Raw genomic sequence first — 10,892 nt, 5'->3', positions numbered from 1 at the left:
TTCTAGCCGTTTGGGATGTCGCAGACACTTCAAATGCATTCTATAATGTGATTGATATAAATTTGGTTAATAATGGTGGCAATGTGGATATGGAAGCCCCATCTCAACCAAATGGTTTACATACAACAAAAGTTACTTCTACTAGCGCCGAGCTAAAATGGAACCCTTCTACTGATAATGTAGGTGTAAAAGAATATCAAGTATTACGTGATGGCAAAGTAGTTGCCACTATCCCAGGAACGACATTTATAGATAAACATTTAAATTCCAATACAACCTATACTTACTCTGTAAAGGCTGTAGACGCAGCTGGGAATGTTTCTACAGTAAGTGAGTCTCTAGTTGTAAAAACATTGAATGCTGCTCCAGATACAGAATCCCCTACGCAACCAACTTCACTACATACAATGGGAATTACTTCTTCAAGTGTAGACTTAATGTGGGGTGCTTCAGAGGATAATGTAGCCGTTGACCATTATGTTATATATAGAGGGTCAACAAAAGAACAAATGTCTGCAGTTGGGACTTCCACAATCCCATCATTTATGGACATGAATCTTCAATCAAGCACTTCATATATGTATGCAGTAACTGCCGTAGATGCAGCTGGAAATGAGTCCATTAAAAGTTCTATTTTAACTGTAACGACTAAGGAGCAAGGTGCTTCTTATGAGCAATGGAGTCCATTTAAGGCGTACAAAAAAGGAGATAAGGTAGAGTATCAAGGTAAAAATTATGAAGCGGTTCAAAGCTATCAAGGATATGGAGATCCAAATTGGATAAACGCACTGTCTTTATGGAAAGAAATTTAATAAAAAGACAGTATTCTAGTAAGAGGATTCAGTATCTTTTTATTCCAAAAGAATGATTCAAGTAAAAGCAGCTTACTTACAAGCTGCTTTTACATTTGTAAAACATGCTACTATTCTTCGAGATTATACAACAGGTTAGTACAACAGATAATCTAAATGAAGAATCCGTTCGATGGTGGAAATAGAGTTTTCTCCACAACGTTATTATTATTTGATTTCACTTTTAGTTTAGACTATTTTTATAAGAAAAAGCCCCACCATCAGGTGAGGTTCAATCTTACTGCCCTTTAACTCGGTTGAATTTGCAAGGATATCATAGTCATTTTAATACTTGATTCAAATTGCAGAAGTAATGAGAGATTGAGAGTCACCATCAAAATGGCTAAACAAATGAGCTCCATCGTTAATTTTACTTAGACTATGAGTAAGATAAATATGTTCTCCTCATGTAACTGACTTAGTATTGTTCCACTTATAGAAGTTTTATCTAGTCCTACTAAAACGCTATTCTCGTCTCTTCTATCGCAAATCTTCCTAGATGGAAGGAAGTTACTGTCTCTTTTCAACAAATAATAAAATTAATGTGGCAAATGGACCTAATAAAAGAGAAAGTAAAAACCAATTTAACCCTGTTCTATTTTTCCCTTGTGCCAGGCCTGCATTAATTAACGCTAATGTACCCCAACCTACGAAATACTGATTATCCATCATCTGTCCCCCTATTTCATTAGACCACACTGACTGTTTGTGAATATTTTCCACAAATTTGATCATAACATATCCAAATGCCTCATACTGTAATTATTAACGTTTAGTTTTCAAAAGAGAGGGATGGAAGAATAACCGACGAATCAATGCCTGCTACTCCTTCAATTGAATGATTTTTTCCATTTCTTCCCCATTGCCATTTCCCTATATCTTCCGCCAAAACATCTGAAAAAGATACCATTTTTAGGATATTTACGGCAAATTTGATTATGAACTGTTATACTATATTATCCTCTCCCCATTTTATGAAAGGTGGTACGTTTATGAGTAAAACTCTTGTAAATTTGCAAAATGAACTTATAGCTGAAACACAAAAAGGATTCCCAATTCTACTTTCTGGCGTTATTGTCTTTTTAGTTTTCACCCTAATGTACTTTGTTCTTCCAATAGAAGCTGTCCGTTTAATTTGGATCTTTGGATTGGGCGCTATTTTTCCTATTGGCATTTTCATTAGTAAAATTCTTGGTGTCAGTTTAAACTCTACAGACAATCCTTTAGGGATTTTAGGAGGAATTGTCGCGGCTCCTCAAGCTTTTTATATACCTGTATTTATCATTGTGTATATGAAAATACCTGAATACCTTCCCTTCACAATTGGTTTACTTGCAGGCTCTCATTTTCTTCCATACATATGGATTTATAAAAGTAAAGCCTATTTATTCGTTACTTTAGGAACCTGTTTTTCTGCTCTCATCTTAGGTGGTTTCTTTGTTGATTATGCTTTCACTGTTGTCCCTTTAGCTATTTCGATTGTGTATGGAATTGGAGTTGTTTTAATCCAAAGAGAACTTAAAGTCAAACCTGTATAATTAATGGAAGATAGTATATAGGGTACATGCCGAAATTATGCTTGGCACTTTATCCACTAAAAATTTGTTGACTTTTTCCTTTTTATGTTTTATATTGACAATATCCATGTGCTGTTTAATCTCTAGTCAGATTAAGCAGCTTTTTTTATTGCTATGTACCTTTCTTACATCCTTCTCCCAGTGAAATGGTCATCATGAGTCGTCCTCTTCTTTGTGATGATCCTCTATATGTTTACTTTTCCGTTTATATAAAAAATACCAGGCTCAAGTCAGTGAGTACCTGGTTTTATTTCTGATGAACCTAATAGAATAGTTAGTCCCATACCCCACACGAAAATTACACCATAAAAAAGCCTTTGTAATAAACCTGCAGGCAAAGGAAGGAAAAACAATAGACCAATAAGGATTAGTAAAACTATCAGTATAATTAAGTTTAAATAGGTCCAATGTTTACCTCTATCTAATGATTTTGCATATATTCCCAGCCCAATTAAAAAAGTAATCATGCCTATTTGAGCTAAAATCGAATGCCAAAATAAATGAACATTTGCCGGTATAATACCAGACACAATATTTCCTACTGCAAAAATAAGAATACATACTGTTCCTATTTTATTGATCAAATTCTTTTCTAAATATTGATATATATATATAACGCCAACTGAAAATGATAAACCATTTACGATAAACAATATATTCATCCAAAAATGATATGGCGAACAAATTTCATGCGGCGCGATTGTATACGTATACTTACCACATGTTGTCACTCCTAAATCACTCATAGCTTGTTGCATTATATTATAAGGTACAAGTGAAGTCATAATAAAAATCGGCTCTATCACGCAATATAAAATGGTAACTATCCAGCTTACTATTCCTATTTTTTTAGATAAATAGATAACATTCATCCCCCTTTTTTATAATTATATAGTTAATTCCAAAATAAATTACCAATTTATAACCAAAAATGAGGATAAAATATAGTTATCATAGCTGTCTAGACTACAATTATTAAAACAACTCTTCCTTCTTGACTCATAAAAAAGCCTCCATTCAAAGATGAAAGCTTCTATGATAGATAGGCAAACCAAGCTTTATAAAATGTCTAGATTGATCGGTGATCCCCGTAGATAGCATTCTAAAATTCTGTGGCTTCATTACTAAAACGGGCTAGCTGCCTCTCTTTTCGTACATTTAGCATTTGAGGGATGAAAATACCTAGTAAAATACAGACAATTCCCAGCCATTGCAAAAGAGACACGACCTCATGAACAAGCGTAATTGAAGCGATCACGGCTGTTGGTAGCTCGACAGCTCCTAAAATGGTTCCTAAACCCGTCCCTACTTTTGGGATACCAATAGAAAAACAAATAACTGGTATAACGACACCAAAGAAACCTAGGATTAGCGCATATTTCCATAATCCAGCCTGCAATGTACCATCCATCAAGTATGTTGGGGGGAACATTATGCAAACAAAGAGTGTTGCACTCGTTGTCATCAGAAAGCTTTTTGAATAGATCGGTACTTCGGTAGAAACACGGCCACTAGCAAATATATAGAAGGAAAAAGTTATCGCTGCTAGTAGTCCAAAGAGTATTCCTTTCAAAGATAATTGTTGTCCTAACCCTTCAAACACACCCCCAGCGAGCATCGTTCCTACAAATAAGATAATAATCGACAAAACCTTTTCGCGACTTGGGAAACTTTTATTAATAATCGCTTCAATGAGAACACCCATCCATGTGAATTGAAATAACAGCACAATCGCAATAGATGCCGGAAGTTCTTTTACAGAAAAGCCGTAAAAAATACTCGTTAAACTCATCGTTGTCCCAACCGCTAATAGTGATACTATATTTTTCAAGGATACTTTATAACGAGAAAAAGTAAGAACGAGTATTAAAAGTCCAAACCAACCGAATACATATTGTCCCCCTAAAAGTTGAGGAAAAGTATAGCCATTTGAAAATCCAACTTTCAGAATGGATGATAGGACCCCATAGCTACAGGCCCCTAATAAAACCACTAAAGAAAACTTCAACTTGTTCAAAAAATCCCTCCAAAAAATAAAAAATCTCGTCGCCTATAAATAGACAACGAGCGAATGAAACAGAGTGAACACTCTACAAAATTCCGCCACTCACGAACCTGTGAGTGTTTGCTTATAAAATTAGCACAATTGTATAAAAAAATTAGGGAAGTGTCAATGCTATTCAATTTATCTTGATAGCAAATACATTTCTCCATTTTGAAAAATATTTAGTCACAACCATAAGCCAAAGCCTTGATACATATGATTTTGGTATTTTTACCTTTTCTAAAATATTACTTTCCTCCACAGAAAAACTCTTTTTCACCAGCAATTATTATAAAAAAAAGATTGTAAAATAGCAATCTGTCATTTATATTGGAGATTATGATTTTTTTTCTAAATCTCAAAATCATAGCTAAATTTCTATTTATATAAACGTTTTAGGAGGGAAGTGGATAAATGAAGATGTATCTTTATCCCCTACTAGTTATTATCGCAGCTAGTAGTTTTGGTATCGTTTCAACTATTATAAAACTGGCCATGCGTAGTGGGTTTTCTGTCTCTGAGGCCGTGACAAGTCAGTTTTTTATAGGCTTTTGTATAGCGGTATGTATCTTCTTAGTTACAAACAGAGCCAAAATGAGCTTTAAAGGTGTTAAAATCCTTATATTCGCAGGTATTTTAACAGGATTAACAAACATTTTATATGGTCATTCTTTAAACTTTTTGCCCGCTTCGTTGGCAGTTGTACTACTGTTTCAATTTACATGGATCGGTATGTTGATATCTTGTATTACAAAACGACAATTCCCAAGTAGAATTGAATTAATCTCTTTACTCATATTGGTAGCTGGAACCATTCCAGCTGCTGGCATCATTGATGTTGATTTATCCCAAATCCCTATGCAGGGATGGTTATGGGGGCTAGCAGCTGCTCTTTGTTATTCCTTATTTTTATATGTGAACGGAAAAGCTACTGCCAATATGTCCACGTCCAACCGTTTAGTATTTGTTTCTTTCTTTGCCTTTATGATTACGGCTGTTTTTCAATCCCCAGAAATTATTTGGAATGGTACTTTGTTTAATGAAGGACTGTGGGTTTACGGATTGGCGTTGGGATTATTTGGTATGATTATACCCGTATTCTTATTCACTATTGCCGTTCCTAAAGTTGGTTTAGGAATGTCATCCATTTTAAGTGCGGTTGAATTACCCATAGCAGTGATGGTATCCGTTATCTTATTAAGCGAAACGGTTACAACTTTGCAAATTGCAGGTATCGTAACAATCATTATTGGTATTTGTTTACCAACTATATTAGATAAAGATAGCTTGTTAAGAAATAACGAAACAACATACAAAAAATCAAGCAAGGAAATAGCTAAAGGATCTTCTATTTAAAAATCCTTTCAGACTGTAGGCAAACTCAATGAATTTTGAGTTTATCTACAGTCTTTTTTCTTTTACCATACAGTAAAGCCATTGATTACCACTACGTGCAGACGCTTTCCCAGAGCGAGGTCACCCTTCGTTCTAATCAACTTCTACATCAAGAGCTACTTGAAATTAGTCCTGGTTGAAATGTAGCAAATGCTTTAAAGGAATTTTCTCAAAAATATCATCATTTATTTTACCCGTATAAAACGTAAGGTGGATATCACAATGAGCTAATGCAACATGATCCGTTAATTGTTTAGCAAACTGATCGATTAACTCTATATGTTCACTTTTTACTTGTTTTTCGGAGTATACCTTCACAGTGATTAGATTCTCTCTTAAATCCTCTTCAAATACCCTTGCATTAGGGGGCAAGTTCAGATCCCTTATTTCAGAAGCACGGTTTTCATCTACAATAAACAATCTATATATATCTTTATCAAACCAGATATCCCATACTTCCATATCTTTAAATCTTAATTTTCTTTCAAAATAATCAATCATAAAACCCTTCATTTATATTCACCCTTGCTCCATATGAATAATTGATAGTATTCATATAATCTCCTCCTCAAAAATTCTTGAATGTTTTTGTAGATACTCTAATTGCGATTTGATTGGTTTAGTTGTAATCTTTTTAACAAATAATCAAAGATTACAAATATAGTTATATAAATACTTCCCATTAAAGAAACTAGATAAATAGTATCTTTAAAAGTATTAACATTAAAATTAATTAAACTAAATAATAGTGAAAAAATTAATGCACATAGTAAATGCTTCAAATACATGAATATAGCATTTTTATTTTTACTGTATTTTTCAATTAAAATTGATATGGTAACAGCTATAAGCATAGCTGGTGCAGTAAATGCAGTGCCATAAATACCATATGAAATGCTGTATGTATAACCAATAAATAATGGAATAATAAAAGCACCTATAATTAATGTAATTACAGCTGAAATTATTTTATTTTGTAACATCTTTTCACAATCCTCTTATTTCTTAATGACCATGCGTCTTATAGATTTTTGTTAATCATTTCCTCCCCTCTTCTTTTATATTAAAGCATAAAAAACAAATTTTGGTAATCAATAACCTCAAATATTAAAGATAATAAATGCTTCATTATTCCCTTTCACCTCATAAATTCATACTAACGTTTTGACTAGTTGATACCCACTATTAAGAAAAGAAAAAAGCCACTGCTCATTACAAGCGTGACTCCTCATTTAGCGCGATATATTCACTTTTCAACATTGAAAAGAGGACAAGATCAACATATTTCCCTTTTTCAAATTCATGTTGTCTTAAAACACCCTCTTGGCAAAACTTTAATTTTTCCAGCAATCTGATGGATGCTTTATTTTCAGGTTCAACTTTCGCTTCTATTTTATTTATTGCCATCGACGTAAAAGCAAAATGAATAATTTTGCCTAAAGTCTCTTGCATGATACCCTGCCCCCAATAAACAGGGTGCAAATCATAACCCATTTCTATACGGTTATGTTCTTTTTCATAATTCAAATAGCCACATGTTCCAATCACTTTTTTCGTTTTGGCTTCTTCGATTACCCATCTTAAACCAATTTGTTCTTTAAAAATTTTCTCATACCAATTAATTTCAACCATTGCGTCATCAGGCGATTCAAATAAATTTAATGGAAGATACTTAACCACATTTTCATTAGCATAAAGCTCAAAAATATCATTACCATCATCTACTGTGCCTTTTCTTAGAATAAAGCGTTCTGTTTCTAATACGGGGAAATCTTTAAATTCGAACCCACTTTTCATCATAACTCTCCTTTTCACTATAGAGTAATATAATTGAATAGTACCATATTCTATTTAGGCAATTATTAAAATTATGGATGATTATTTCCTTTTTAGAGTTTTCTATTCTTACAATATTAAAAAGCCACATCTATTGGATGTGACTAGGTAATGGATTATTTATAATAAATTTCGTGATTTAACATTGTTACCAGATACTATTAACTTATTATTTTCTTCGTCAAATAATAGAGTGAATCTAAATTCGTTCATTATACTTCCTGTATACTCACTAAGTCTTAATGTAGGACTGACCCAAAACACAACTTCATTTCCATCCATTTTCCAGCCTTTTTCAAAGCCTTTGTGCTTTTCTTCAAGTCTTTCTTCGATAGATTGTCCGTTATTACTAATCGTATTTTTTACTACATCAATAAAATTAGTTTGTGCCTTCATATACATTTACCTCACCCCCACTCACACTCACAATAGCGCTTATGGTATTATATGGTTGCAAATACAAAATTAAAACAGTTAAGAACTTATATTCTGTAAAAAAAGCAACCACTCAACTATTAGTGAGGCTGAGCGTTGCTTCTAAATAATACGAAATTTACGTGAAGATTGCATGATAACCAACATAATGGTTATGCCAACAACGGGATACCATAATAGATGAGTAGGTACGATGAATATAAATACACCAAATATTACAGCTGTTAAAGTACTAATGATAATTGCTTGGACACTCGTAAACTTATCTTGAATAAAATAATATAAAGTGAATGGTAGTGCTAACGTAAATATCGGAATATAAATGGCTACAATAAATAATTTAATGAGCGATATTGAAAGTACAGCTATGATAAAACCTATTGATGTGGTAAGCGATTTTCCTATAAATAGGTTACCTGAGACATAACTATAAAGCAGAATAAGTAGAATCGCTAAACAGCTAGAAATCCCGATTATTAAAATAAATGAATGCCCCATAATGAAGGCTGCCATGGAGAAGCACACTAAAGAGACCAATGGCAATAGTAGTATGAAAGATTTTTGTCCTGTTTCAATATTCATAACATTTGTAAAGCCTACAAGAAATAATAAAGAAAAAGGAATCGCCAAATACCCTAATTCGATGTGGTTACTTAGATGAATATAATTCACCTCAAGACCACCAACCATTATCAAGACAAGTGAAGCACAAATTTGACTTATTAATCCCCAAATGCTTGATAGCTTAAAAGCCTGAGTAAGCTTATCGGCAATCATAATAACTGCGATGCCAATTAATAGAGCTATATATAACAACTTTTCCCCTCCTGAAATTCATTTTAAAAATTCGTACCTAGTTCTTCTTAAGTAACTTTATTAATGCGTGTTATTTCCTCTTCGTTGGGAGGTGTATGGCTTTCGAAATACCAAATAAATAGGCCGTCTAATTGATACTTTTCTACTTCACTTGGTGGCAGTATGACGGCTAAATCTAGTATAGTAGCATATCTTTCGCCGATTTTAATAAGTTGTTCGTCACCATTCCTAATGAGACCATAGATTAGACTATCGCTATGTCCTTTTAAATGATCCAATTTTTCATAGCCTCTCTCCTTGTCCATTGGGTCCCAAGTAAGCATCCCAGCATTCCATCCAAAGAGCCCTTTTTCAACATAAGCAGCCCCTATATTATTCGTATTTTTTATAAAAAAGAAGAGTGCCTTATCCTTTAGCTGTTAGCTTTGGATTAACACTAAATCACTATCCTTTGACCATAACGCTTCATGAGGTTCAGAGTAGGATTCTGATTTCGCTATCATCACCCAAACAAAGGCAATGAGGACAAATGAGATGATTAATAGCTCTAAAACACGCTTTAGACTTTTGGAAAAATTGTTTCCTGATTTCATTTAATGAATCCGATTTAAATCAATTTGATTTTTAATCAAATACGTTTGGAATTGCACATCTTCCTCAGTATAGTTGTCTGGGTTATGTCAAATTAAATTAAATTCAATTCAATTGAAGCTATAGTAGGCCTGTTGTTTCTTGGGAGAGGAGTAACAGCCGAAGTAACTTCCGAATCCTCTGAAATTTTAATAAAGGCATTTTTATAACTTACCGAATAAATCCTCCTTTATATTACCAAAATTGCAAATGGTATCAAAATAAAATTTAAAAGACCTTAATAAAGCTTTGAAACACTCTTACAGTATTCTTCTAACTCTCTCCGTGTATATAATGATGTGATAGGATATTCGCTTGAAGTTTCTATCGAATAGGTTAAATGAACGACTGCGTATTTATTCATCTTTTCAATCCAAAAAATCACATCATCATTATCTTCTCTTCTAGCCACCGCAATTGCCTCTTTCCCATAAAGAATATGTTGTTGTGAAATTTCTTTAACTCTTCATTTAATGATTCTGACATACCTCTTGAAATCTGCCACCACGGATCGTTCATAAAATGATTGACACTTTCTCGCATCTTAAATCATTACCTCTGCTTATTAAATTTCATCTAGCCATCATTAAAAAGAAGTAGCTGCTTGGCTACTTCATCATTGTTTTCAATTTACTGTCTCTGCTACCGAACGTCGTCGTACTGCCGTACATGGCCGTTCCCATACATAAAAGTAGGTCGTTATGTATTTGTGGGGTGTATTATTTTATTAATTGTCTCATAATAATTTCTTCGCCAATCCGTCCTATTAATCGCTCATTCGTATCTTCAAATCCTACCTTTAAATATAACTTTTGTGCTGGTATATTATCTTTATCTACAACTAAGACAAGCTCATCACAATGAGGGAATTCTGATTGAACAAACTCAACTAGTAATGTCATTCCCTGTTTTGCGTAACCTTTTCCTTGTTCAGCATGATTAATTGAAAGTGCCGATAATAACAAAGCGTTCGAATTATTAGAGTACTTCTTTACTCTTTCATTTGAATTCAATAGAAAAAAACCAACAGGTGTATGATCACTTAAAATTACAATACGATATTGTCCTTCATTGATTTCCTCAAAATTGCTTGGAAGCGCAGAGAATTGTTTTTGTTCCTCTGTAAGGACAAAAGTGTTTAACTCTTCTTTATATTCACTTATGAAATGCTTTAGTTCAACCCTGTTTAATTTCTCCATATGACCATTCCCCCAATCACTATTTCTATACTTTACCATTTAATGTGGTTTTGGTCATTTATTTATTTGAAATTTCTAAATAAACGATACCGATGCCCTCCATTAATGA

General features: G+C 33.3%; 15 protein-coding genes. 3 read left to right on the top strand and 12 right to left on the bottom strand.

Features of this window, described 5'->3' with window-relative positions; all coding sequences use genetic code 11:
• Positions 1–812, top strand: an 812-nt coding sequence (locus ACP3VS_RS07275; protein ID WP_426388494.1) for a fibronectin type III domain-containing protein, incomplete at its 5' end; no start/stop codon positions are given.
• 549 nt (positions 813–1,361) lie between these two features.
• On the opposite strand, the gene ACP3VS_RS07270 is transcribed toward ACP3VS_RS07275, so the two are convergent.
• Entirely contained in the window at positions 1,362–1,520 is a 159-nt protein-coding gene (locus ACP3VS_RS07270; protein WP_172799063.1) for a hypothetical protein, read from the bottom strand.
• Positions 1,521–1,843: 323 nt separating this feature from the next.
• Here ACP3VS_RS07270 and ACP3VS_RS07265 point away from each other — a divergent pair, with 323 nt between their 5' ends.
• Positions 1,844–2,389 carry a DUF7010 family protein gene (locus ACP3VS_RS07265; protein ID WP_031417209.1) on the top strand — a complete coding sequence of 182 codons (546 nt, stop codon included), beginning with the start codon at positions 1,844–1,846 and terminating at the stop codon, positions 2,387–2,389.
• A gap of 269 nt (positions 2,390–2,658) precedes the next feature.
• On the opposite strand, the gene ACP3VS_RS07260 is transcribed toward ACP3VS_RS07265, so the two are convergent.
• Positions 2,659–3,300, bottom strand: coding sequence for a DUF998 domain-containing protein (locus tag ACP3VS_RS07260; protein ID WP_232901047.1), 642 nt, complete (start codon positions 3,298–3,300; stop codon positions 2,659–2,661).
• A 230-nt stretch (positions 3,301–3,530) separates the two neighbouring features.
• Positions 3,531–4,445: an EamA family transporter gene (locus tag ACP3VS_RS07255; RefSeq protein WP_036216491.1), complete on the bottom strand. Its 915-nt coding sequence runs from the start codon at positions 4,443–4,445 to the stop codon at positions 3,531–3,533.
• Positions 4,446–4,892: 447 nt separating this feature from the next.
• Between ACP3VS_RS07255 and ACP3VS_RS07250 the strand changes: the two genes are divergently transcribed.
• Complete coding sequence (locus ACP3VS_RS07250) at positions 4,893–5,828, top strand: EamA family transporter (RefSeq protein WP_036162783.1); 936 nt, start codon at positions 4,893–4,895, stop codon at positions 5,826–5,828.
• A 165-nt stretch (positions 5,829–5,993) separates the two neighbouring features.
• Here ACP3VS_RS07250 and ACP3VS_RS07245 read toward each other — a convergent pair whose 3' ends face one another.
• The 9 genes from ACP3VS_RS07245 to ACP3VS_RS07205 all read right to left on the bottom strand — a co-directional run bounded on the left by ACP3VS_RS07245 (position 5,994) and on the right by ACP3VS_RS07205 (position 10,783).
• Complete coding sequence (locus ACP3VS_RS07245) at positions 5,994–6,380, bottom strand: hypothetical protein (protein WP_099806218.1); 387 nt, start codon at positions 6,378–6,380, stop codon at positions 5,994–5,996.
• An 86-nt stretch (positions 6,381–6,466) separates the two neighbouring features.
• Positions 6,467–6,850 (bottom strand): hypothetical protein, encoded by a 384-nt coding sequence (locus ACP3VS_RS07240; protein WP_012294750.1) that lies wholly within the window; start codon positions 6,848–6,850, stop codon positions 6,467–6,469.
• A gap of 229 nt (positions 6,851–7,079) precedes the next feature.
• Positions 7,080–7,664 carry a GNAT family N-acetyltransferase gene (locus ACP3VS_RS07235; RefSeq protein WP_197150216.1) on the bottom strand — a complete coding sequence of 195 codons (585 nt, stop codon included), beginning with the start codon at positions 7,662–7,664 and terminating at the stop codon, positions 7,080–7,082.
• Positions 7,665–7,823: 159 nt separating this feature from the next.
• Positions 7,824–8,105, bottom strand: coding sequence for a hypothetical protein (locus ACP3VS_RS07230; protein ID WP_031417853.1), 282 nt, complete (start codon positions 8,103–8,105; stop codon positions 7,824–7,826).
• Between the two features lie 135 nt (positions 8,106–8,240).
• Entirely contained in the window at positions 8,241–8,954 is a 714-nt protein-coding gene (locus tag ACP3VS_RS07225) for a UDP-N-acetylmuramyl pentapeptide phosphotransferase (RefSeq protein WP_031417854.1), read from the bottom strand.
• A gap of 47 nt (positions 8,955–9,001) precedes the next feature.
• Positions 9,002–9,277: a hypothetical protein gene (locus ACP3VS_RS07220; RefSeq protein ID WP_031417855.1), complete on the bottom strand. Its 276-nt coding sequence runs from the start codon at positions 9,275–9,277 to the stop codon at positions 9,002–9,004.
• 96 nt (positions 9,278–9,373) lie between these two features.
• On the bottom strand, positions 9,374–9,547 hold the full coding sequence (locus tag ACP3VS_RS07215) for a hypothetical protein (RefSeq protein WP_155273060.1): 174 nt from the start codon (positions 9,545–9,547) through the stop codon (positions 9,374–9,376).
• A 275-nt stretch (positions 9,548–9,822) separates the two neighbouring features.
• Positions 9,823–9,996: a hypothetical protein gene (locus ACP3VS_RS07210; protein ID WP_230584433.1), complete on the bottom strand. Its 174-nt coding sequence runs from the start codon at positions 9,994–9,996 to the stop codon at positions 9,823–9,825.
• Between the two features lie 307 nt (positions 9,997–10,303).
• Positions 10,304–10,783: a GNAT family N-acetyltransferase gene (locus tag ACP3VS_RS07205; protein ID WP_031417856.1), complete on the bottom strand. Its 480-nt coding sequence runs from the start codon at positions 10,781–10,783 to the stop codon at positions 10,304–10,306.
• Positions 10,784–10,892 lie beyond the last annotated feature (109 nt).

It is taken from the genome of Lysinibacillus sp. VIII_CA (assembly GCF_049943995.1).
Lineage (GTDB): Bacteria > Bacillota > Bacilli > Bacillales_A > Planococcaceae > Lysinibacillus > Lysinibacillus pinottii.
This window is presented reverse-complemented; position numbering and strand designations above follow the sequence as displayed.

What these genes read in the sequence shown, in the direction of transcription:
- ACP3VS_RS07270 (WP_172799063.1), bottom strand. Translation starts at nt 1,520, where the DNA reads ATGGATAATCAGTATTTCGTAGGTTGGGGTACATTAGCGTTAATTAAT.
- ACP3VS_RS07265 (WP_031417209.1), top strand. Translation starts at nt 1,844, where the DNA reads ATGAGTAAAACTCTTGTAAATTTGCAAAATGAACTTATAGCTGAAACA.
- ACP3VS_RS07260 (WP_232901047.1), bottom strand. Translation starts at nt 3,300, where the DNA reads ATGAATGTTATCTATTTATCTAAAAAAATAGGAATAGTAAGCTGGATA.
- ACP3VS_RS07250 (WP_036162783.1), top strand. Translation starts at nt 4,893, where the DNA reads ATGTATCTTTATCCCCTACTAGTTATTATCGCAGCTAGTAGTTTTGGT.
- ACP3VS_RS07245 (WP_099806218.1), bottom strand. Translation starts at nt 6,380, where the DNA reads ATGAAGGGTTTTATGATTGATTATTTTGAAAGAAAATTAAGATTTAAA.
- ACP3VS_RS07240 (WP_012294750.1), bottom strand. Translation starts at nt 6,850, where the DNA reads ATGTTACAAAATAAAATAATTTCAGCTGTAATTACATTAATTATAGGT.
- ACP3VS_RS07235 (WP_197150216.1), bottom strand. Translation starts at nt 7,664, where the DNA reads ATGAAAAGTGGGTTCGAATTTAAAGATTTCCCCGTATTAGAAACAGAA.
- ACP3VS_RS07230 (WP_031417853.1), bottom strand. Translation starts at nt 8,105, where the DNA reads ATGTATATGAAGGCACAAACTAATTTTATTGATGTAGTAAAAAATACG.
- ACP3VS_RS07220 (WP_031417855.1), bottom strand. Translation starts at nt 9,277, where the DNA reads ATGCTTACTTGGGACCCAATGGACAAGGAGAGAGGCTATGAAAAATTG.
- ACP3VS_RS07215 (WP_155273060.1), bottom strand. Translation starts at nt 9,547, where the DNA reads ATGAAATCAGGAAACAATTTTTCCAAAAGTCTAAAGCGTGTTTTAGAG.
- ACP3VS_RS07205 (WP_031417856.1), bottom strand. Translation starts at nt 10,783, where the DNA reads ATGGAGAAATTAAACAGGGTTGAACTAAAGCATTTCATAAGTGAATAT.